20 protein-coding genes are annotated in these 22,699 nt (G+C 58.7%); 1 reads left to right on the top strand and 19 read right to left on the bottom strand.

The window, feature by feature from the left end:
* Positions 1-2: 2 nt before the first annotated feature.
* From nuoN to CKA81_RS01990, 19 genes are all read right to left on the bottom strand, one after another.
* Positions 3-1,484, bottom strand: a complete 1,482-nt coding sequence (gene nuoN / locus CKA81_RS02080; RefSeq protein ID WP_128353816.1) for an NADH-quinone oxidoreductase subunit NuoN — start codon at positions 1,482-1,484, stop codon at positions 3-5.
* Between the two features lie 12 nt (positions 1,485-1,496).
* The gene (locus CKA81_RS02075) at positions 1,497-2,999 is read right to left on the bottom strand and encodes an NADH-quinone oxidoreductase subunit M (RefSeq protein WP_128353815.1); all 1,503 of its coding nucleotides are present in this window, start codon (positions 2,997-2,999) and stop codon (positions 1,497-1,499) included.
* Positions 2,996-4,999, bottom strand: coding sequence for an NADH-quinone oxidoreductase subunit L (gene nuoL / locus CKA81_RS02070; protein ID WP_128353814.1), 2,004 nt, complete (start codon positions 4,997-4,999; stop codon positions 2,996-2,998). The genes CKA81_RS02075 and nuoL overlap by 4 nt, the downstream gene beginning before the upstream one ends.
* Positions 5,000-5,015: 16 nt before the next feature.
* On the bottom strand, positions 5,016-5,324 hold the full coding sequence (gene nuoK, locus CKA81_RS02065; protein WP_128353813.1) for an NADH-quinone oxidoreductase subunit NuoK: 309 nt from the start codon (positions 5,322-5,324) through the stop codon (positions 5,016-5,018).
* Positions 5,324-5,962 carry an NADH-quinone oxidoreductase subunit J gene (locus tag CKA81_RS02060; RefSeq protein ID WP_128353812.1) on the bottom strand — a complete coding sequence of 213 codons (639 nt, stop codon included), beginning with the start codon at positions 5,960-5,962 and terminating at the stop codon, positions 5,324-5,326. Before CKA81_RS02060 ends, nuoK begins: the two co-directional genes overlap by 1 nt.
* A 17-nt stretch (positions 5,963-5,979) precedes the next feature.
* On the bottom strand, positions 5,980-6,468 hold the full coding sequence (gene nuoI, locus CKA81_RS02055; RefSeq protein ID WP_128353811.1) for an NADH-quinone oxidoreductase subunit NuoI: 489 nt from the start codon (positions 6,466-6,468) through the stop codon (positions 5,980-5,982).
* Positions 6,469-6,485: 17 nt separating this feature from the next.
* On the bottom strand, positions 6,486-7,559 hold the full coding sequence (gene nuoH / locus CKA81_RS02050; protein ID WP_128353810.1) for an NADH-quinone oxidoreductase subunit NuoH: 1,074 nt from the start codon (positions 7,557-7,559) through the stop codon (positions 6,486-6,488).
* A complete protein-coding gene (nuoG, locus tag CKA81_RS02045; protein ID WP_128353809.1) occupies positions 7,559-9,889 on the bottom strand; it encodes an NADH-quinone oxidoreductase subunit NuoG in 2,331 nt (776 codons plus the stop codon). The genes nuoH and nuoG overlap by 1 nt, the downstream gene beginning before the upstream one ends.
* A gap of 15 nt (positions 9,890-9,904) precedes the next feature.
* Positions 9,905-11,272 (bottom strand): NADH-quinone oxidoreductase subunit NuoF, encoded by a 1,368-nt coding sequence (gene nuoF / locus CKA81_RS02040; RefSeq protein WP_128353808.1) that lies wholly within the window; start codon positions 11,270-11,272, stop codon positions 9,905-9,907.
* Positions 11,269-11,763: an NADH-quinone oxidoreductase subunit NuoE gene (gene nuoE, locus CKA81_RS02035; protein ID WP_128353807.1), complete on the bottom strand. Its 495-nt coding sequence runs from the start codon at positions 11,761-11,763 to the stop codon at positions 11,269-11,271. Before nuoE ends, nuoF begins: the two co-directional genes overlap by 4 nt.
* Positions 11,764-11,798: 35 nt before the next feature.
* Positions 11,799-13,055 carry an NADH-quinone oxidoreductase subunit D gene (locus CKA81_RS02030; protein WP_128353806.1) on the bottom strand — a complete coding sequence of 419 codons (1,257 nt, stop codon included), beginning with the start codon at positions 13,053-13,055 and terminating at the stop codon, positions 11,799-11,801.
* A gap of 2 nt (positions 13,056-13,057) precedes the next feature.
* A complete protein-coding gene (locus CKA81_RS02025) occupies positions 13,058-13,669 on the bottom strand; it encodes an NADH-quinone oxidoreductase subunit C (RefSeq protein ID WP_128353805.1) in 612 nt (203 codons plus the stop codon).
* A gap of 42 nt (positions 13,670-13,711) precedes the next feature.
* Complete coding sequence (locus CKA81_RS02020) at positions 13,712-14,188, bottom strand: NuoB/complex I 20 kDa subunit family protein (RefSeq protein ID WP_013742839.1); 477 nt, start codon at positions 14,186-14,188, stop codon at positions 13,712-13,714.
* Positions 14,189-14,204: 16 nt separating this feature from the next.
* Positions 14,205-14,564, bottom strand: coding sequence for an NADH-quinone oxidoreductase subunit A (locus CKA81_RS02015; protein WP_128353804.1), 360 nt, complete (start codon positions 14,562-14,564; stop codon positions 14,205-14,207).
* A 296-nt stretch (positions 14,565-14,860) separates the two neighbouring features.
* Positions 14,861-16,042 (bottom strand): porin, encoded by a 1,182-nt coding sequence (locus CKA81_RS02010; RefSeq protein WP_128353803.1) that lies wholly within the window; start codon positions 16,040-16,042, stop codon positions 14,861-14,863.
* Positions 16,043-16,419: 377 nt separating this feature from the next.
* Positions 16,420-17,580 (bottom strand): DUF1513 domain-containing protein, encoded by a 1,161-nt coding sequence (locus CKA81_RS02005; RefSeq protein ID WP_128353802.1) that lies wholly within the window; start codon positions 17,578-17,580, stop codon positions 16,420-16,422.
* A complete protein-coding gene (locus tag CKA81_RS02000) occupies positions 17,561-18,694 on the bottom strand; it encodes an imelysin family protein (RefSeq protein ID WP_228255764.1) in 1,134 nt (377 codons plus the stop codon). Before CKA81_RS02000 ends, CKA81_RS02005 begins: the two co-directional genes overlap by 20 nt.
* Positions 18,694-20,169, bottom strand: coding sequence for a di-heme oxidoreductase family protein (locus tag CKA81_RS01995; RefSeq protein WP_394342542.1), 1,476 nt, complete (start codon positions 20,167-20,169; stop codon positions 18,694-18,696). Before CKA81_RS01995 ends, CKA81_RS02000 begins: the two co-directional genes overlap by 1 nt.
* Positions 20,170-20,209: 40 nt before the next feature.
* Entirely contained in the window at positions 20,210-21,505 is a 1,296-nt protein-coding gene (locus tag CKA81_RS01990) for an imelysin family protein (protein WP_128353801.1), read from the bottom strand.
* A gap of 182 nt (positions 21,506-21,687) precedes the next feature.
* Here CKA81_RS01990 and ku point away from each other — a divergent pair, with 182 nt between their 5' ends.
* On the top strand, positions 21,688-22,695 hold the full coding sequence (gene ku, locus CKA81_RS01985; RefSeq protein ID WP_128353800.1) for a non-homologous end joining protein Ku: 1,008 nt from the start codon (positions 21,688-21,690) through the stop codon (positions 22,693-22,695).
* The last annotated feature ends 4 nt before the right edge of the window (positions 22,696-22,699 follow it).

Raw genomic sequence — 22,699 nt, 5'->3', positions numbered from 1 at the left:
GATCAGAACTTCAAGGAGTCTTCGATCACCCGTATGCAGAGCGCCATCAGGCCGCCAGGCAAAATACCCAGCACGATGATCAGCAGACCATTCACCGACATCAGGCCATGCGTGACGGCGCCATTGTTGATCGGGAAAACCTCGCCTTCCGGCTCGTCGAAGTATGCCATCTTGACGATACGCAGATAGTAGAAAGCACCGATCAGGGAAAACAGCACGGCAACGACAGCAATGGCCACGTAACCGGCACCTATCAGTGCCTGCAGCACGGCCAGCTTTGCGTAAAAACCGGCCATGGGCGGTATGCCGGTGAGCGAGAACATGGAAAGCAGCAGCATGCCCGCCAGGATGGGGCTGCGGCGATTCAGCCCCTTCAGGTCGGAGATCTCTTCGCATTCGAACCCGGCCCGGCTAAGCAGCAGAATCAAGCCGAAGGTGACCAGGGTGGTCAGCACATAGATGATCATGTAGAACAAAGCCGAACCATAAGCAGAGCCGGCCAAAGTCTGCTCCTGGACGACGCCAGACAGCAGACCCAGGAATACGAAGCCCATGTGCGAAATGGTCGAGTATGCCAACATGCGCTTGAAATTGGTTTGCGCGATGGCGGCAATATTACCGATGGCCAACGACAAGACCGCCAGGATCAGGAGCATGGGCTGCCAGTCGATCGCAATACCGTGCAAGCCTTCGATAAGCAGGCGCAGGGTAATAACGAAGGCAGCCAGCTTGGGCGCTGCGGCGACAATCAAGGTAACGGCAGTGGGCGAGCCTTCGTACACATCGGGCGTCCACATGTGGAAAGGCGCCGCGGCCAGCTTGAAAGCCAGTCCAGCCACAATGAAGACCACCCCAAACACCAGAGGCAGGCGCTCGGCGTTGCCGCTGCCGATGACCTGGGCGATGAGGCGCAGATCCAACTGACCGGTAGCGCCGTAGATCATGGACATGCCGTACAGCAACACAGCGGAAGCCAGCGAACCGAGCAGGAAGTACTTCATGGCGGCTTCGGTGGACTTGACCTCGTCGCGTCGCAAGGCTACCAGCGCGTACAAGGCGAAGGACATGAGTTCCAGGCCAAGATAAACCGTAAGCATGCTGCCTGCGGAAATCATCACGTACTGGCCGAGCAAGGCAAACAGCGAAAGCGAATAAAACTCGCCGCCATTTTTCATCATGTCGCGCGCTTCCGCGTAGCCACGGCCATAGACCAGGGTGACCGCAACGGTAAGAGAAGCCAGTGCCTTCAGGAAGTGAGAGAGCGGATCGACGACGTACAGGCCACCGAACGAGTTGCCCTGCATGCCCGCGCCCCATTGCCAGAGCGACACGACCGTCAATATCAGCAAGCTGCCCAGGCTCAGCGAAAAAGTCAGATGGCGCGATTCAGACTTGCTGAAGGCGTCGGTCAGGAGCACTGCCGCGGCAAGTATCAGCAGCAGGATCTCGGGCGTAGCCAGGGCGAAATTAAATGGAGTTTGCATAATGTTTCGGGTCTACAGTTTCGAGATAGAGACGTGCTGCAGCAAGGCTTCCACCGACACATGCATGACATCTGTAAACGGTTTTGGATAGATGCCCATGTAGAGCACAGCTATCGCCAAAAGGCCCAGTATGAAGAACTCGCGCCCGCCAAGATCCGACATGCCACGCACCTGGTCGTTGGCAATCTCGCCTAAAGCAACACGCTTGAACATCCACAAGGAGTACGAGGCGCCCAGGATCAATGCCGTAGCGGTCAGCATTCCTATCCAGAAGTTGTACTCGACGGCGCCCATAATGACCGTGAACTCGCCAACGAAACCACTGGTTGCCGGCAAGCCCGCGTTGGCCATCGAGAACAATAGAAACAGCGTGACGAACCGGGGCATCACATTGATGACGCCGCCGTAGTCGGCAATGCGCCGCGTGTGCATGCGGTCGTACAACACGCCTATACACAGGAACATGGCGCCTGAAACGAAGCCGTGGGAGATCATCTGGATGATCGCGCCTTCCAGGCCTGCCGTGTTGAACAGGAAGAAGCCAAGGGTAACGAAACCCATGTGCGCAACGGATGAATACGCCACCAGCTTTTTCATGTCGTCCTGAACGATAGCGACTAGGCCGATATAAATGACAGCGATGAGCGACAGCGCGATCATCATGCCGGCCAGGCTGTGCGAGGCATCGGGCACGATAGGCAGCGAGAAGCGCAGGAAGCCGTAGGCGCCCAGCTTCAGCATGATGGCCGCCAGCACGACCGACCCGCCCGTGGGCGCTTCAACGTGGGCATCGGGCAACCACGTATGCACCGGCCACATCGGCACCTTGACCGCGAAGGCCGCCAGCAAGGCTAGGAAAATCAGGATCTGCGGCGTGTAGTCCAGCTTCAGCTGATGCCAGGTCAGGATGTCGAACGAACCGTCGGCAACGTGCCACAGGTAGATGAACGCAATAAGCGTCAGCAGCGAACCCATCAGGGTATACAAAAAGAACTTGAACGCTGCGTACACCCGGTTCGGACCGCCCCAGACACCGATGATGAGATACATCGGAATCAGCGTGGCCTCGAAGAACACATAAAACAACATGCCGTCCAGCGAGGCAAATACACCCACCATCAATCCGGACAGGATCAGGAAGGAGGCCATGTACTGCGACACACGGCTGGTGATGACTTCCCAGCCAGCCAGCACGACAATAATCGTGATGAAGGCGGTCAGCAAGACAAACCAGATCGAGATCCCGTCGATACCCAGGTGGTAGTTGACGGCGAATGATTCTATCCAGGGGGCCAGCTCGACAAACTGCATGTCGGCGGTCGTGGGGTCAAAGCCCGTATACAAGGGCAAGGTCACCAGAAACCCGACCACAGCGCCCACCAGCGAAATCATGCGGGTGAGTCCTGGACGATCGTCGCGGCCAACCAGCAGCACGATGAGTCCGGCAACGATCGGAACGAAAATCGCAAGCGTTAACCAGGGAAGAGTAGAAGACGCCATATCGCTAGCCATCAGTGAGCCATCACTACAAAAAAGGTTAATAAAGCCATGATCCCGACGATCATCGCGAAGGCGTAGTGATAGATGTAGCCGGATTGCAGATGCCGGCTAAGGGCCGCAACCATGCCCACGACCTTGGCGCTGCCGTTGACGACCAGGCCGTCGATCAGGGCACGATCACCTGCCTTCCAGAAGCCGTGGCCCAGCGCGCGTGCGCCGCGCGCCACGACCTGCTCATTGAACCAATCGGCGTAATACTTGTTGTCCAGTATGCGGTTGATGCCCGACAAGCTGCTGTGTATGGCGGCAGGCACACGCGGGTTGATCAAGTAGCAGTACCAGGCGACCACAAAGCCAGCCACCACCAGCCAGAATGGCAAGGTGACAAAGCCATGCAATGCGTAGGCGACCCAGTCATGCCAGTGCCCAGCCAGCTCGGCCATGGCCGGGTGCGCGGGCAGCACGGCGATCACCCCATCGAAGAAGCCGTCAAACAGCAAGGGATCAACGAACCACGCGCCGGCGATGACCGATGGAATGGCCAGCAATACCAATGGCAAGGTGACCACCCAGGGAGATTCCTTGGGCACGCCGCCATGATGGCCGTGATCATCATCATGCCCGTGGCCTGTATGGGCCTCGGTGCTGAAGCGTGGTTTTCCGTGGAAAACCAGGAAATACACGCGGAAGGAGTACAGCGAGGTCACGAACACGCCGATCAAGGTGGCGTAATAGGCGAAGCTGGCACCCCACACGTTGGCGGCGCCGGCCGCCTCGATGATGTGTTCCTTGGAGTAGTAACCGGCGAAGAACGGCGTGCCGACCAATGCCAGGGTACCCAGCAGGAAAGTGATCCAGGTAATCGGCATGTACTTGCGCAAGCCACCCATGTTGCGGATGTCCTGGTCGTGATGCATGCCGATAATGACCGAACCGGCGCCCAGGAACAGCAAGGCCTTGAAGAAAGCGTGCGTCATCAGGTGGAAGATAGCGACCGAGTAGGCAGAGGCGCCCAGCGCAACCGTCATATAGCCCAACTGCGATAGCGTAGAGTAGGCAATGACACGCTTGATGTCGGTCTGGACTATGCCCAGGATGCCAAGGAACAGCGCGCCGATAGCCCCGATCACGATCATGATCGACAGTACTGTGGTCGACTGCTCAAACACCGGAGAAAAGCGCGCGACCATGAAAATACCCGCAGTCACCATGGTGGCCGCGTGGATCAGGGCCGAAATAGGTGTGGGGCCTTCCATGGAGTCGGGCAACCAGGTATGCAGCGGCACCTGCGCCGACTTGCCGGCCGCACCAACGAAAAGCGCAATACATGCCACCGTCAGCAATTGCCAGTCGGTGCCGGGGAAGATCATGCCGGCCAGTTCGTCAGCCTGCGAAAATATTTCGGCGTAGTGCATGCTGCCGGTATAGGCGAACAACAAGCCGATACCGAGCAGGAAGCCAAAATCGCCCACCCGGTTGACCAGGAACGCCTTGAGGTTGGCGAATATGGCGGTAGGCCGCTGATACCAGAAACCGATCAGCAGATAAGACACCAGTCCCACTGCTTCCCAGCCGAAGAACAGCTGAAGCATGTTGTTGGACATGACCAACATCAGCATCGAGAAGGTGAACAGCGATATATACGAGAAGAAGCGCTGGTAGCCAGGGTCGTCGGCCATGTAGCCTATGGTGTAGATGTGCACCATCAAAGACACCGAGGTCACCACAACCATCATCAGTGCGGACAGGGAATCGATCAGGAAACCGAGTTCGATCTTGGTGGTGCCGATGATGCTCCAGGTATAAAGCGCGCCATCGTAGGTTTGGCCGTTCAGCACCTGCATCAGCACGACGACCGAACCAATGAAGGAAATCAGCACGCCTGCGATGGTGATCAGGTGCGAGGCGCGTCGCCCCACAAACCGTCCCAGGAAGCCGGTGCCGAACAGGCCGGCAACCAGGGCTGCAACCAGGGGTGCCAGTGCGATCAGTAGATAAAGACTTGTTGAATTCATAGTGTGTGCAGTCCCATCAACCTTTTAACTGGTCAAGATCGTCGACGTTGATCGTATTCAGGTTGCGGAACAGCAACACCAGAATGGCCAAGCCTATGGCGGCCTCAGCCGCCGCCACCGTCAGAATGAAAAAGACGAATACCTGTCCGGCGGTATCTCCGAACCAGCTCGAAAACGCCACGAAATTCATGTTGGCGGACAGCAGCATGAGTTCGATGGACATCAGCAAGATGATGAGATTGCGACGGTTCAGGAAGAATCCGAATATCCCGATGGCGAACAGGATCGCGCCAAGAATCAAATAGTGGGCAAGAGTTAATGTCATTATTTTTCCTCTTGGGCCGAGCCGGTCGAGGCAGGCCCCGCGGGTGCCTCCGTTTGCGAAGGAATGCTGACCAGGCGCATGCGGTCTCTCGCACGGACCCGGATCTGATCGGAAGAGTTGGTACGCTTGACGTCGCTGCGCTTGCGCAAGGTCAGTGCGATGGCGGCGATCATGCCAACCAGCAAGACCACCCCGCCCACCTGAACAGCGAACACGTAATCGGTGTACATCGCCTCGCCCAATGCTCGGGTGTTGTCGAAGTCGTCAGCGACCGGCGCCGCAGGACCGGCACCCAGCCATGTGGAGGCCAGGACAAATGCCATTTCCAGCACCATGACCAGGCCTATCAGCAGGCCCAGCGGAAGATAGGTCTTCAGCCCGCCCTTCAAGGCCTCGAGCCGGACATCCAGCATCATGACGACGAACAGGAAAAGCACCATCACGGCACCAACATAAACCAGCACCAACAGCAGCGACAGGAACTCAGCCCCCAGCAGCATCCAGATCATGGACGCCGTGAAAAAGGAAAGGATGAGGTGCAGCACGCCGGTGACCGGGCTGGTCGCCGTAATGACACGGAAGGCCGCGACCACCAGCACCAGCGACAGCACATAAAACAGGACAGTAGAGAAAATCATAGGTGTCGGGTCCGGCATCAACGATAAGGGGCGTCTTCGGCACGACGTCGTGCGATCTCTGGCTCGTAGCGGTCGCCCACTGCCAGCAGCATGTCTTTGGTGAAGTACAGGTCGCCGCGCTTCTCGCCGTGGTACTCGAGGATATGCGTTTCGACGATGGAGTCCACCGGGCAGCTTTCTTCACAGAAGCCACAGAAAATGCATTTGGTCAGGTCGATGTCGTAGCGTGTCGTGCGGCGCGTGCCGTCGTCGCGCTCTTCCGAGTCGATCGTAATGGCCAGCGCCGGACACACCGCTTCGCACAGCTTGCAGGCAATACATCGCTCTTCGCCGTTGGGATAGCGACGCAAGGCATGCAGGCCCCGGAAACGCGCCGAGGTCGGCGTTTTTTCCTGGGGGTAGCGCAAAGTGACTTTGCGTTTGAAGAAGTACTTGCCCGTCAGGCGCATGCCCTTCAACATTTCGGTCAGCATCAAGCTGCCGAAGAAATCTTTAATAGCTTCCATAATCTAGCCCCTGTGTCCTATTGCCATATATTCCAGGGCGTTTGCATCCAGATCGCGACCACCAGCAGCCATACCCCAGTGAGCGGAATGAACACCTTCCACCCCAGGCGCATGATCTGGTCGTACCGATAACGCGGGAATGTCGCACGGAACCACACAAACGTCGAAACTACAAAAAAGGTCTTGAGCCCCAACCATATCCAGCCGGGTATCCAGGTCAGTGGCGCGATATCCAGGGGCGGCGTCCAGCCACCCAGGAACATGATGGCGGCCAGGGCCGATAACAGAATCATGTTGGCGTACTCGCCCAGGAAAAACAGCGCAAAGCCCATGCCGGAATACTCGACCATATGGCCGGCCACGATCTCGGATTCGCCCTCGACCACGTCAAACGGGTGGCGGTTGGTTTCCGCCACGGCCGATACCACGTAGATGACGAAAAGCGGCAACAGCGGCAGCCAGTTCCAGGACATGAAATTGATGCCGCGGTCGGCAAACCAGCCGGCATCCTGCCCGTTGACGATCCCACTGAGATTAAGCGTGCCCGATACCAGCAATACCGTGACCAGCACAAAACCGATAGCCAGCTCGTACGACACCATCTGCGCGGCCGCGCGCAAGGCGCCCAGCAACGCATACTTGGAGTTGGACGCCCAACCCGCAATGATGACCCCATAAACGCCGATGGACGTGATGGCCATGATGAACAACAAGCCGGCGTTGATGTCAGCCAACACGACTTCCGGCCCAAAAGGAATCACCGCCCAGGCGGCAAGCGCCGGCATCAAAGTCACGACAGGCGCAAGGATGTAGAGCACCTTGTTCGCCTTGGCCGGCACGATGACTTCTTTGGTCAGCAGTTTGAACACGTCCGCAAACGGCTGCAGCAAACCGCGGTAGCCGACGCGGGTCGGCCCCAGCCGCGCGTGCATGGCGCCTATCATCTTGCGTTCCCAGTACGTCAGGTAGGCAACACACAGAATGATGGGCACCGCGATCACAACGATCTTGATCAGCGTCCAGACCACCAGCCAGGGTGTAGGCCCGATCAGTTCGGTACCGTAATTTTCGAGAACTGTAAGCCACTCCATCAGGAACGCTCCACCGTCAATTGGCCAAAGCCGCTACCCAATGCCCGTGTCTCGTCGAATGCGGTCGCAATCCGTACGCAGCCGGGCGCCACGGTGTCGTCTTGCATCGACGGCAAGTCGACTTGCCCCTGCCCGCTGCGAATACGCAAGGCGTCGCCGGCCACAAGGCCCAGGTCAGCCAGCGTACGCGCATGGACGTGCGCCTTGGGCGGCTGGGATGCCGCCGTCTCTTGCAAGGGCTCAGAGCGCCGCACCAGCGCATCACTGCGATAAATCGGCACGTCGGCCACGCGTTCCAGGCCATCGACCTTGACCGATAGGCCGGGCTCGGCGCTGACAGTGTTGCTCAGGCGCGCATCCACGCCGTCGACCATGATGGTGTCACGCACGGACTCGGAGGTTTCGTAGTCGAAGCCCTGCAACTCGAACAAGTTGCCCAACACGCGCAGTACCTTCCAGGCGGGACGTGTGTCGGCGTAAGGCGCCGCCACACCCTTGAAGCTTTGTGCCCTTCCCTCGGCATTGACGAAAGTGCCCGAGGTTTCGGTAAAGGGCGAAATCGGGAGCATGACATCGGCCCACTCTTCGGCGCCGGAGCGGTATGAGGTAAGCGCCACGGTGAAGCCCGCCGACTTCAGCACCTGAACGGCACGCTCGCCGTTGTCGCTGTCCATGGCCGGCTCGGCGTGCATGACCAAGTAAGCCTTGAGCGGCTGCTGCAGCATCTGCTCTGCCGTCAAGCCGCCGCGACCGGGTGTTGCGCCGGCCAGATAGCCGCCCACTGTGTTTGCGCCAGGAGTCAAAAAACCGAAGCTGGCCTGAGCGGCCGTTGCCAGGGCAGCCGCGTTGGCAGCAATCAAGGATGCCTTGTCGGAGGCCACCGCCATATTGCCCATCAACACGGCAACGCGCTCGCCGGACAACAGGCTGGCGGCAATCTCGCGTGCCGCCGCGCTGGCTTCGATGCCTGCAAAAGCAGCCGGCACCGCAATGGCTGGGTCAGTTGCCGCCATGGCAACCAGCACCTCGGCCAAGGCATTGGGCAGCACGCTGGGTGCCACGGTCATGCGCGACGTAACCGGGAACAGCGGGTCGTCTGCCGCCGAATCAATAAAGGAAATTTGTGTACCGCGCTTGGCTGCCTGGCGCAGACGCTGCGCCATCAGAGGATGGTCCTTGCGCAGGAAGGACCCGACCACCAGTACGCGATCGACCTCGTTGAGGTCGGCCACGCGCATACCCAGCCAAGGCACGCCCTTGATGGCTTCATCGAAGCCCGGATCGATCTGGCGCAGACGGAAGTCGACGTTCTCGGATCCCAGGGCACGCATCAGGCTGGCCAGCAAGGCCAATTCTTCTGTGGTGGAGGTGTGGGTGCCGATGCCGCCAATCTGCTCCGCGCCGAATTCTTCGCGGACATTGTTGAAGCCGCGTACCACGACCTGCAGCGCGTCGGTCCAGGAGGCTTCGCGCCACTGGCCGTCTTCGCCCTTGATCATGGGATGAGCCAGGCGGTCTTGCACCAGCAGCCCTTCATACGAGAAGCGATCGCGATCGCTGAGCCAGCATTCGTTGAGCTCTTCGTTTTCGTAAGGCACAACGCGCATCACGCGATCCAGCTTGGTCTGGACGATAAGGTTGGCGCCCAGGCTGTCGTGCGGGCTGATCGTACGGCGGCGGGACATTTCCCAGGTACGCGCCGTGAACTTGAACGGCTTGGACAACAAGGCACCCACCGGGCACACGTCTATCATGTTGCCGGAAAGCTCGGAGTCGACCGCCTTGCCCACGAAAGTCGTGATTTCGGCGTGTTCGCCACGACCGACCATGCCCACTTCCATGATGCCGCCGATTTCCTGGCCCACGCGTATGCAGCGTGTGCAATGTATGCAGCGCTGCATGCCGTCAGCAGAAATCAGGGGGCCCATTTCCTTGGGTACAACCACGCGCTTTTCTTCCTTGTAGCGCGATGCCGACGTGCCGTACCCCACGGCCAGATCCTGCAACTGGCACTCGCCGCCCTGGTCGCAGACCGGGCAATCCAGCGGGTGATTGATCAGCAGAAATTCCATGACGCTTTTCTGGGCGGCAATGGCTTTGTCGGAGCGCGTGTGCACCACCATGCCGTTGGTTACCGGCGTGGCACAGGCAGGCAGCGCCTTGGGCGCTTTCTCGACATCGACCAGACACATGCGGCAGTTGGCTGCGATGGTCAGTTTCTTGTGATAGCAGAAATGCGGCACGTAAACGCCCAGCTTGTGCGCAGCCTGGATAACCATGCTGCCTTCGGGGGCTTCTACTTTGATGCCGTCTATGGTGAGCTCAACCATTAGCTTGTCCTGACCCTACAGATATTTGGGCACCACACAGCTTTTATGCTCGATGTGGTGTGCGAACTCGTCGCGAAAGTGCTTGATGAAGCTGCGTACCGGCATGGCGGCTGCGTCGCCCAGCGCGCAAATGGTGCGGCCCATGATGTTGTGCGCCACGGAATCCAGGACGTCCAGGTCCTCGGAGCGGCCCTGGCCGTTCTCGATGCGCTCCAGCATCCGATACAGCCAGCCCGTGCCTTCGCGGCAAGGCGTGCATTGGCCGCAGCTTTCTTCATAGTAAAAATAAGACAGACGCAGCAGCGACTTGACCATGCAGCGGGTCTCGTCCATGACGATGACCGCACCTGAACCCAGCATTGAGCCGGCTTTGGCGATGGCATCGTAGTCCATATTGGTCTGCATCATGATGTCGGCGGGGACCACCGGCGCACTGGAGCCGCCGGGAATGACCGCCTTCAGCTTGCGCCCGCCACGCATGCCGCCGGCCAACTCCAGCAGCTTGCTGAAAGGCGTGCCTAGCGGTACCTCGTAGTTGCCGGGAAGCTCGACGTCGCCCGATACCGAGAACAGCTTGGTGCCCCCGGCGTTCGGCACGCCGATCTCCAGGTACTCTTGCCCGCTGTTGCGGAAGATCCACGGAACGGCGGCAAAGGTCTCGGTGTTGTTGATGGTGGTGGGCTTGCCATACAGGCCAAAGCTGGCGGGGAAAGGCGGCTTGAAGCGTGGCTGGCCTTTCTTGCCTTCCAGCGATTCGAGCAGCGCGGTTTCTTCGCCGCAGATGTAGGCGCCATAGCCGTGGAAGGCATGCAGCTGGAAGCTGAATGCCGACCCCAGGATGTTGTCGCCCAGGAAGCCGGCAGCACGCGCCTGATCCAGCGCTTCTTCAAAGCGATCGTAGATCTCGAAGACCTCGCCGTGTATGTAGTTGTAGCCCACCGTGATACCCATGGCATAGGCAGCGATCGCCATGCCTTCAATCACGATATGCGGATTGAAGCGCAGGATGTCGCGGTCCTTGAAGGTGCCGGGCTCGCCTTCGTCCGAGTTGCACACCAGATACTTCTGGCCGGGCAAGGCACGCGGCATGAAGCTCCACTTCAGGCCGGTGGGAAAACCCGCGCCTCCACGACCACGCAAGCTGGATGCCTTGACCTCGTTGATGACGTCTTCAGGCGTCATGCCCGTGGTCAGGATCTTGCGCAAGGCTTCATAGCCGCCGCGCTTGACGTAGTCTTCCAGGCCCCAGTTGCTGCCATCGAGTCCGGCAATAATCTGCGGGTTGATGTGGCGATCATGGAAGATCATGCTGGTGGCTAGATCGCGGGTTGGGAGGGGCTCGAGGCCCTGCGAAAACTGTTGCAATACCGCCGCCACGCTCATGCCGATTCTCCGTGCTGCTTAAGTTCGTCCAGCATGGCGTCGATGCGCTCGGGCTGCATGTGCACGCACATGTGCCGGTTGTTAAGCAGCATGACGGGCGAGTCGCCGCAGGCGCCCATGCACTCGCCTTCTTTCAGTGTGAACATGCCGTCCGGCGTGGTTTCGTTAAAACCGATGTTGAGCTTCTGCTTCAGGTACTCGGCCGCCTTGACGCCGTCGGTCAGGGCACAGGGCAGGTTTGTGCACACCGTGATCTTGAAACGACCCACGGGATGCAGGTTGTACATGTTGTAGAAGGTCGCGACTTCCTGGACCGCAATAGGCGGCACATGCAGGTAGGCGGCCACGTCGTTCACGACTTCTGTGGATACCCACCCTTTTTCTTCCTGGGCGATGGTCAGCGCCGCCATGATGGCGGACTGTTGCTGGTCGCCGGGGAACTTGGTCAGTTCCCGGTCGATCTTCTGATAGGCTTGTTCGGAAAGCAGCATAATTTGAATCCGGTTTGTACCTTGGCTAACGCCGGTTAACGGTCGATTTCGCCAAACACAATGTCTTGCGTTCCAATAATGGTCACGGCGTCGGCAATCATGTGGCCGCGCGACATTTCATCGAGGGACTGCAGATGGGCAAAGCCCGGTGCGCGTATCTTCATTCGGTAAGGCTTGTTGGCGCCATCGGAGATCATGTAGATGCCGAACTCGCCCTTGGGGTGCTCGACCGCGGCATAGGTTTCGCCGGCCGGTACGTGCATGCCTTCGGAGAACAGCTTGAAGTGATGGATAAGATCTTCCATGCCGAACTTCATGCGTTCGCGGCTGGGCGGCGCCACCTTGTGGTTCTCGACAATGACGGGGCCGGGGTTGTTGCGTAGCCATTCGACGCACTGACGGATGATGCGATTGCTTTCACGCATCTCGGCAATACGCACCAGGTAGCGGTCGTAGCAGTCGCCATTGACGCCCACGGGAATGTCGAATTCCATGCGGTCGTATACCTCGTAGGGCTGCATGCGGCGCAAGTCCCACTCGACACCCGAACCGCGCAACATGGGGCCGGTAAAGCCCAGCGCCTTGGCACGTTCTGGACTGACCACACCCACATCCACCAGACGCTGCTTCCAGATACGGTTATCCGTGAGCAAGGTTTCGTACTCGTCCACGCAGGTGGGAAAGCGATTGGTGAAGTCTTCAATGAAATCCAGCAGAGAACCCGAACGGGCCTCGTTCATGGCACGGAGTTCTTTCTCGCCACGGTATTTGCTGCTCTGGCCGTACTGCGGCATGGTATCGGGCAAATCGCGATACACGCCGCCAGGACGGTAGTAGGCGGCATGCATGCGCGCGCCCGAGACGGCCTCGTAGGTATCCATGAGGTCTTCTCGTTCGCGGAAGGCGTAAAGGAAGACCGCCATCGCGCCGACGTCGAGCGCGTGCGAACCGAGCGACATCAAGTGGTTCAGTACCCGGGTGATTTCGTCGAACATCACGCGGATGTACTGTGCACGCAGCGGTACCTCGATGCCCAGCAGGTTTTCCACCGCCATGACATAGGCGTGCTCGTTGCACATCATGGACACGTAGTCCAGACGATCCATGTAGGGCAGCGCCTGCAAGTAGGTCTTGTGCTCGGCCAGCTTTTCGGTGGCACGGTGCAACAAGCCGATATGCGGATCAGCGCGTTGGATGACTTCGCCGTCCAGCTCGAGCACCAGGCGCAGTACGCCGTGAGCGGCCGGGTGTTGCGGTCCGAAGTTCAGTGTGTAGTTTTTAATTTCAGCCATGTTCAGCGCCCTGCTCCGTAGCCTTCTTCACGCACAACACGCGGGGTAAGTTCGCGCGGCTCTATCGTTACCGGCTGATAGATCACCCGCTGCTGTTCCGTGTCGTAGCGCATTTCTACGTTGCCGGACAAGGGGAAATCCTTGCGGAAAGGATGGCCGATGAAACCGTAATCGGTCAGAATGCGGCGTAGGTCGGGGTGTCCTTCGAAAACGATGCCGTACAGGTCGAAGGCTTCGCGCTCGAACCAGTTGACGGCGGGCCAGACATCGACCAGCGTGGGGATGACCGGGAACTCGTCGCTCGCGACGAACACCCGCACCCGCAAGCGCCAGTTGTGCTGCACGGACAACAGATGCAGCACCACCGCAAAGCGCTGGGGATGCAAGCCAGGCTCCACCACAAAAGTGGGAGCGCCCCAACCGGAATAGTCGACGCCGCACAAGTCAACACAGGTATCAAAGCCCAGCGTTGCGTCGTCGCGCAGAACCGTACAGGTATCCACCCAGTTCTTGGCCGGCACCTCGAGCGTGAGCTCGCCCAGTGCCAGTGTCAGTGCGATGTTATCGCCCAACACAGCCAGCAAATTAGTTTGTAGCGTTTCTAGCCGAGTCATAGTTCAAGCAGTTCAACGTTAAAAGTGGACAGCCAGAGCCGCCTAGCGCGCAATGGTATTGGTCAAGCGGATTTTGTTCTGCATTTGCAGCAGGCCGTACACCAGCGCCTCAGCGGTAGGCGGGCAACCCGGTACGTAAACATCCACAGGAACGATGCGATCGCAGCCGCGCACCACAGAGTATGAATAGTGGTAATAGCCGCCGCCATTGGCGCAAGAGCCCATGGAAACCACCCAGCGCGGCTCGGGCATCTGGTCGTAAACCTTGCGCAGCGCCGGGGCCATCTTGTTGCACAGCGTGCCGGCTACGATCATCAGGTCGGACTGGCGTGGGCTGGGCCGGAAAATAATGCCGAATTGGTCCAGGTCGTAACGCGCCGCACCCGCATGCATCATCTCGACCGCGCAACAGGCCAGGCCGAATGTCATGGGCCACAAGGAACCCGTTTTGGCCCAGTTCAGAAACTTGTCTGCGCTGGTGGTGATAAAACCTTCTTTCATAATGCCGTCGATAGCCATAATTTCGCCTTTAGCGTTATTCCCAGTCCAGTGCGCCTTTCTTCCACTCGTAGATAAAGCCTACGGTCAGAATGGCCAGGAACACGAGTACCGTCCAGAAACCCACCATGCCGATGGTGCCGTTGGCAATGGCCCAGGGGAAGAGGAAGGCGATTTCCAGGTCGAACATAATGAACAGGATGGCGACCAGGTAATAGCGCACATCGAACTTCATGCGCGAATCGCTGAAAGCTTCGAAGCCACACTCGTACTGCGACAGTTTTTCGTCGTAGGGGCGGTGCGGACCCAGCAAGCGCCCTGCCGAAAGCAAAGCGAAGCCGATCACGGTGGCCACCACGATAAACAGCAGAACGGGGAAGTACTGTTGCAGATTCATGTGAGGTGCATCCAATCACAATAAGTAAACTCTTGGATTGTAGCATTTTGAGGCGGGCTTTCTGTGCAAGACCCTCACTCGGAAACATGTTCGTCGCGCGCGGCAACGTGGAAGCTGAAAGTCACGGCCTGATTGGGGGAACTGCCTCATACAAGCCGATAGTTTAACGCGAGAAAGCGCAAAAAGAGCCACTCCGAAGAGTGGCTCTTTAACAAGCAAACTGCACTTGCCTTAAGTTCTATCAGCAACCCGGCAAGCCGGGCTACCTGTATGCATAGACGTGCTATGCAGACTGATTAGAACTTGTGGACGACGCCCACACCGACCAGAGTCGATTTTGCATCAGGCAAGAACTGAACGTGCTTGGCGTAGGAGCCAATTGCGTACAGGCTCGTGCGCTTGGAGATGCCGTAGGTGTAGCCCAGGCTGTAAGTTTGCTGCTTGTCCATGTCCTCGCCAGCACCGAAGCTGTCAGGATTGCTGCGTGGATCAGCCATCATCCAACCAGCCATCAAGGTACCATTACCCAGAGGAGCCGACACACCTGCACTGTAGGAGTTGAACTTCAGGCCTTTAGCTGCGCCAAAAGCGCCAGTGGCATTGCTGAAGGACGACGATGCGCCGCTACCGTAACCTTGCAACTGGAAGAAACCGTCGCGGGTTTGGCCAAAGCCAGCGTGCAGCTTAACGATTTCAAAGTCGTAGCTTCCGGCAAGAGCCCAGGCCTTAACTGTTGTGTCGTCAGTGACAGGAGCGACATCAGAACCGCGAGCCTTGAAAGCGTCGTACGTCAAAGCGACAGCGATGGGGCCGTTGCCATAACGCAGGCCGGTCGTGATGGCATGTTGGTTACTGTTACGGGTGCCGTCAACTTTCCAGCTTTCGCCACCGCTGACGTTGAAGGAGTAGCCAGCGCCGAACTGGAAGCCCGAAAAGTTGGGCGTTTGGTACATGACCATGTTGTCGTAACGGGCGGTATTAGCTTGGGTGAACACCGCGCCCGAGTTGGCTTGGCCGAAGCTGGCACCAAACGGCGTAGCTACACCAGCCAAGTACTTGGAGGCAATGTTGGTTTGACGACCAAGGTCAAGTTGACCCCAAGCGTCGCTAGCCAAACCGATCGTGGCTTGACGACCGAACAAACGGTCGCTGTTGGAAGACGAGGTAGACTGGGCCTGCTGACCAGTACCCAGGTCAAAGCCGCTTTCCAGTTGGAACACAGCGCGCAAGCCATTACCCAGATCTTCAGCGCCCTTCAGGCCCCAACGGTTGCCGTACTCGATGCCGTTGATCATGCCGGTTTTCTTGGCTTTGAGGCTGGGTTCTCCAGTGCGGTCAGTAGCGTAGCTGTTAACGCCCTTAATTTGTTGGTAACCAATACCACCATCCAGAATACCGTAGAGGGTGACCGATGTTTCTGCCTGAGCGACGCCGAAAAAGCCGACGGTTAGAGCAGCAGCGAGCAGAGTCTTTTTCATGTAAGAAATCTCCGTAGATTTGAGTAACTTAGAGCAGCGACTACCAAAACTGTGCTGCTGCTCTTTCTAACTCCGCGATGGGAAGTTGCTGCTATTGCATCAAAATTCGGGGCTGCTGGCTATTGTCGTGTGGCCTTAAGTGGTGTTTTTCGCGCAGCGTGTCGGTATAAAACAACGAATTGTCCGATTTGGCCTCTTTTGTTACGGGATTACCCGTAGTTTCTGCGTGGCGGCTGCGCCACAGTTTTGCATCAGCTTTTTTTATTAAGGTGCTCTTTAAGTAGTTGCCGCAGAGCCTTGTTTTTACAGCAAGTTTGGGAACTTATATTAACGTTGATTTTTTAGTCATTTTTCAATGATTTACGTTCCTGTATGCGTCAGCCAGCCTGCCGAAGGTGGTTATCCCAGGCAAGATCCGGTGCGCCAGCACGCAACGCCAGGTGGCTTCCGTCCGCGCTACGCTGTTCGACCGTCCCGCGGCCACTCGTCACGAGAAAGCCGTTTCCTGAGGCCGGGGCAATGCCGCAGCCATCAAAAATTGGCGCTGCATTCAGACAGCGCCCACTGTCAGTTGCCCAGAACAGTACCTGGCCGCCGACCGGGCTGGACGTAGCAACTACTGTGCCTGCCTCGTTACAAGCGAGGGAGCCGACGTAGTTCTTCATGCTGCGCAGGGCGTCATGGCTGCCGGTGAACAACTCTGCTTGTCCGCCACGCCGGTGCCTGCCCACGAGCGGTGGGCGCTCATGTGCCGGACCGGTATGTTGGCAACCAAACCAGACAGCACCCTGGCCATCGACCACCAGATGGCGGATCGACAAGCGATACCACTGGGCCGGCAAGAGAACTTGCTCCAACAATTCGCCGCTGACTATATCTATATAGGCGAGAGACGGCTGCATGGTGTCTGCGTTCAGTTGCAGCTTGCCATAATCTGGATGAGTGAGGATGCCGCCGTTGGCCACACACAGTGTGCGGCCGTCTGGCATGAGCACGACCTCGTGGGGCCCGACACCATGCGTGAGGAATTCGCCTACACGCTGGTAGTTGCCGCCAGGGCTGGCGTCGTACAGGCCCAGCACGCCGTGGCCGGCCTCATAATCGTTTTCTGTTGCGACCATGAGCTTGCCGTCGGGTGAGAAAACTCCGTGACCGAAAAAATGGCGATAGGCGGCGGGCTGCAGCGTGTGGGTGGCTTGCTTTCCCTTGATATCAAAGGCAAGGGCAAAGAAGCCCGGCTGCCTGCCAAAAGCCACGGCACGGCCGCGCGGTGCATCAATGGCAAAGCTATGGCCGCGGTCGGGCAAGGGAATGACCAGTTGGTCTTGGCCGGCCTCGTCGATGACTGTCGCTTCGAACTTGCCCGCGTTCTTACGGGCCGCCAGATATAAAGGCGCGTCCCGCGCCGCCTCAGCTACGGCGGATGGCACATCGGAAGCCCCGGTACCCCAGGCATTCAAGGGCGCAGCGAGCCCTGCACCGCCATACGCGGCCATCATGGTCAGGAAGCGCCGCCGATCAATCTCCGTCAAGCGCATTAAAGCCCAGCCTCACGCCAAACGCCGGCGCCATACGTTGATCCACGATGCTTTTGGCATTTTCCAGCAGCAGCGCAGCCAGCGTGAGCCGCCGATAGCTGTCTTCGCCCTCGGTCAACTGCTGCATGGGCTGGCGCAGACTCTTGAAGTTGTCCACGCCGCGCTTAAGCTCATCGCGCAAATTTTGATCTATCCACGTTTCATCGTCGCTATAGATATAGCCGCCTGCCTGATAGAACTGCAGCATGCCTTCAACGCTCGCCGCCATCGCCTCGGTCGACAAGCCGCTACGCCAGAAAGGCGCACGCGTCGCTTTCGCTTGTTTGAAGCCCTTGCCCAATACTGGCATCAGCTTGATGTCGTGGGCAAACTGCAAGCCTGTGGACAAGGCCTTGATGGCCTCGGCGGCTACCTCTTGCGGACTGCGATAAAGGGGACTGTCCGGAGTGGGGTTGGAAAACTGCTTGCCGTAAGGGCCTTCTTCGCTCCAGGCCTGGACCAGTTCGGCACCGACCGATGCGAGGTTGCCCGAGACGGAGGTGGCATAGGCGCAGGCGCCATCAAAGTCCGCTGACAATGTCGAGGACTCCTGGTCGGGCGTAGCTTGTGCCCCGATGGCCAGTATGCCGCCCTGTCGGTACAAGACATACTCCAGGGCCGGCAGGCCCTGCACGGCCACACTATGGGAGGCTAGCGCTTCAGCGTTGGGGATGGGTTCGGCACCGGCCAACAAGCCCTGAACCTGACGCAAGGTGATGCCGCGCGGATCGGGCCAGAAATAGATCCGCTCGAAGCGCGTGGCGGCCACCAATGGACCGAAGCGCAAGAACTCGATGCGTGACCACGCCCTTACCACTTCAGCAAAGGCGTCGTGAATCGTCTCGGCACCTGCTGCCGACGGCTTTGGGCACCATGCCTGAAGGCGCTGGTTCAGCTGGTGAGCCGTTTCCTGGAAGTGCTGCATGGACGGCTGAATATAGCCCTGGACCAGATTGCTGCCCAGAGTCGGCGGCAGTGTCCCGGCGATGGAAGCCGGTGTCAACAAGGTTAAGGACAGGGTGGCGATAGACGCACACCACGAATGACGAATGATGTCTTGCAAAGATCGCGTCATCAGAGAGATTCCAAAAATCGGATGAGGTCGGCACGTTCGGCAGGTGTCATCGCGACCACGCGATCGCGGGCCGCCTGCGCCTCGCCCCCGTGCCACAGTATGGCCTCGAGCAGGCTGCGCGCCCGCCCATCGTGCAGCCAGGTGGCGTTGGGGTTGACGGTTTTGGTCAGGCCTATGCCCCATAGCGGTGGGGTGCGCCACTCGCGGCCGCTGGCATCGCCCTCGGCATGATCGCTTGCAAGACCTGACCCCATGTCATGCAGCAGCAGGTCGGTGTAAGGCCATATCAGTTGGAAGCGATGCTCCGGGCGTTCGGCATCGCGGCGGGTGACGTATTTGGGTACGTGGCAGGCAATGCAGTTGGATTCATAGAACAGCTTCTTGCCGGCCAGCACACGGGCGTCGCTAACCTCCCGGCGCTGCGGCAGCGCGAGGTTCTCCGAATAGGTCGTCACGAAGTCCATCAGGCGCGCGGGCACTTCGTGTTCACCCAGATGGGCTTGTGCGCCATGCGGCATGTCGTGACAAAGCTTTTGGCTGGGCGTGCAATCGCCGGAATGGCGGGGGAACATAGGCGTAGACAAGCCCATGTCGCCCGAGAAGGCATTGGCCGACTGATGCGCCACCGTGGGCTGACCCGCTTTCCAGTTGAAACGGCCCAGCACCTGCTGACCGGTTTGCGGATCTCGGATCCAGTTAGCGCGACCGGAAACACCATCGCCATGGTCACGCGCCGCATTGGCCAGGATATCGTCCTGATGTATGGCCTCGAGCAAGCCCAGCCCCAGCATGGGCGGCGCCAGGCGCGGAGAGAGCCGGGTCTGCGGATGCAGCGGGCCGTATCCCAGGTTTTCGATGCGATAGGACGGGTTCATGAGGGTGGACGTTTCTCCGCCACTTAAGCGAACGGGGATCTCTTCATAGTCGATCTTGATCTGCCCTTCGGCAGGCAGGCCGGCGACGGCGAAGGGCTGGAGTTGATGGCCGTAGACAGGATCCGGCAAGGATGCGACCTCGCCTTGGTCTATGCGTTGCCGGGCTTCCTCAGCGCTGGCAGGCAAGGACAGGCGGACCAATAAGGCGACCGCATCGTTTTGCTCCAGGGGATCAAAGCCGGGCACGGTGCCACGACCGTCCTTAACATGGCAGCCCTGGCACGAGCGTGCATTGAATAAAGGTCCAAGTCCGTCGGAAGCCTGGGTCGATGAGGGGGAAGAGACCCAATCCTTGCGGAACAGGCCGTTGCCGACCATGAACTCCTGGCGCCCTTCAAAGTCGAGATTGGCCGCCGGATGGGAGTAGATGTCGGCGTTGACGATCTTGTTGACGGTACCCGCGCCGCCCTGCATGACTTCGAAGGGCTCGGCCTTGCTGAAGTCAGTCGTAGCTGCCGTAATGGCAGCCACCCGCTGGCGATCTTCGGCAGTGAGATCGCTGCGGTGCTCAAACACGCCGGCCGAGGCGGCCAGCGTGATGCCTAAAACAGTCAAGCCAACTAAGAATTTCACATTCGGACTATTGAAATACAGCGTTCGGGTTATCCAGGCTTTCAGAGCCTTCAATCGCTACGGCTCCCAGGTCCAGAGCCACGATTACTCGCTCTATGCTGCGCGTTTGCTCAACCAGGGCATCGATCACGGCCTGCACCACGGCATTGCCTTCCTGGTTGCCCTGCCCGATCATCTGGTCGTAGGTTTCCACTTGTTCGGCACGGGACTTCATGGCCTGCATGGCTTTGAACGTGGCTTGCAGCTTGTCACGCATCTCTGCATCGAGCGCCCCATCCTTGGCCTTGACGAGGTCGGACAGGCTGGCGCCTTTCACGGTGGAGCCATCCACCCGCTGATACTCGCCCAGGTAGACATTCATCATGCCGACCTGATTGTAGAAGTGCGAATTATGCGTGTTGTCGGAAAAGCAGTCGTGCTCTTCCTCGGGGTCGTGCAGCATCAGACCCAGTTTGATGCGTTCGCCAGCCAATTCGCCATAAGACAAGCTACCCAGTCCGGTCAGCATGGCGACCAGGCCGGCTCGCGGCTCCTGCTGCACAGCCTGGCGGGCGGCGCCATCCGATTGCCATTGTTCGACCATGTCTTGCAGGTCGGCGACCAGCATGTCGGTCACGACCTTCAGGTATTGCCCGCGGCGCTCGCAGTTGCCCCCAGTGCAATTGGCAGGATCGAAATCGGTATAAGGCCTGCTGCCGGCGTGTCTTTCCTGAGGCGAGCCGGTACGATCAGTTGGCGCCGGACCGCTGCCGTTTAAATCCTGCCCCCACAACATGAACTCCACGGCGTGATAGCCCGTCGCGACATTGGCCTCATTGCCATCGGCCTCGTGCAGCACATTGCGCAAAAGCTCGGGCGTGATCTCGATGGCATCCACAGATTTTCCGCCCACATTCAGCGTGTTGTTGGCAACCACGTTCACCACGTAATAGGCGTTGGTGTCCGAGTCGGTTCCGTAAGACGCATCAACATAATCGATCATGCCCTCGTCCAGGGGCCAGGCGTTTACGCTGCCCTCCCAGGCGTCGACAATAGGGTTGCCAAATCGATAGGCTTCAGTTTGCTGATAAGGCACCCGGGCCTGCAACCAAGCGTTCCTGGCATCTTCCAGTGCGGCGGCGCTGGGCTTTTCCAGTAAGGCATGCACAGACTTCTGCAAAACCTTGGCAGTCGCCAGCGCATCTTCATACTCGGCCTGAGCAATATCCGCATACGTTTTCGTAACCGCAGCCGGCTCTGTAGCGGCATAAACATTCGCGGCCATGAACGCGGCAACACCCGCTCCCAACAACAATCGGCGCATTCTTTCCCCTTGGGTACGACGGCAAGAACCGCAGCGGGCCCGCCCTTTTTTAGCAAGATGCGATTGTAAACGATTTTCATTACGACTCACAGTCCCTGTCGGATCAAGAAGCCTGTGCAGATGAGCATAGCCAGGCACGCATCTTGCTCCGCCCCCTCTGGCATAAAAGGAGAACCACAGCCATGGCCACTACCAGCAAGCGCGCCCTCTGGAAAGGCGCGATCTCGTTCGGATTGGTCCACATACCAGTCGCCCTGCACTCTGCCACCACCCAACAGGGTCTGGACTTCGACTGGCTGGACAAGCGCAGCATGGACCCCGTCGGCTACAAGCGCATCAATAAAGCGACCGGCAAAGAAATAGACAAAGACAACATCGTCAAAGGCATCGAATACGAAGACGGTCAGTACGTCGTGCTGTCGCCGGAAGAAATCGCCGCCGCCTACCCCAAGACAACACAGACCGTAGAAATCGAAGCCTTTGTATCCCTGAAGGACATTCCCTTCGTTTATCTGGAACGCCCCTATTACATGTCGCCCATCAACAAAGGCGCCAAAGTGTATGCCCTGTTGCGGGAGGTGCTGCGGAAAACCAATAAGGTCGGTATTGCGAAAGTCGTCATCCAGACCAAGCAGCATCTGGCCGTGCTGCTGCCCTGCGGACCTGCGCTGATACTGAACCTGTTGCGGTGGGAGGACGAAATCCGCTCGTGGGACGAACTTAACCTGCCGGCCGAAGGCACGAAGTCCACAGGATTGACGGAGAAGGAAATGGCCATGGGAGAACAACTGGTCAAAGACATGAGCGGCAAGTGGAAGCCGGAGATCTTTACCGATTCGTTCAAGGAGCAGATCCTGCAACTGGTGAAGGAAAAAGTGGAAGCGGGTGAAACCGAGACGGTCAGCGAGCCAGAAACGCAAGAGGCTGAAACCGGCAGCGCCAAGATACTGGACCTGACCGAAATGCTCCGGCGCAGCCTGAACAAGGACGGCGGCGAACAGAACGACAGCGCTTCGGGCAAAACGGTCAGCAAGACTACCAAAACCAGCAAGGCCGCCGACAAGAGCACAACAAGCAAGAAAACCGCTGTCAGTAAAGCCGCCAGCAAGAAACCAGCAGCCAAGAAAGCGCCCGCCAAAAAAGCAGCAGCCAAGAAGACCTCCGCCAAATCGAGCCGCAAGGCGGCTTGATCAG

Origin of the sequence: Pollutimonas thiosulfatoxidans, assembly GCF_004022565.1 — a bacterium.
GTDB classification, from domain to species: domain Bacteria; phylum Pseudomonadota; class Gammaproteobacteria; order Burkholderiales; family Burkholderiaceae_B; genus Pusillimonas_D; species Pusillimonas_D thiosulfatoxidans.
This window is presented reverse-complemented; position numbering and strand designations above follow the sequence as displayed.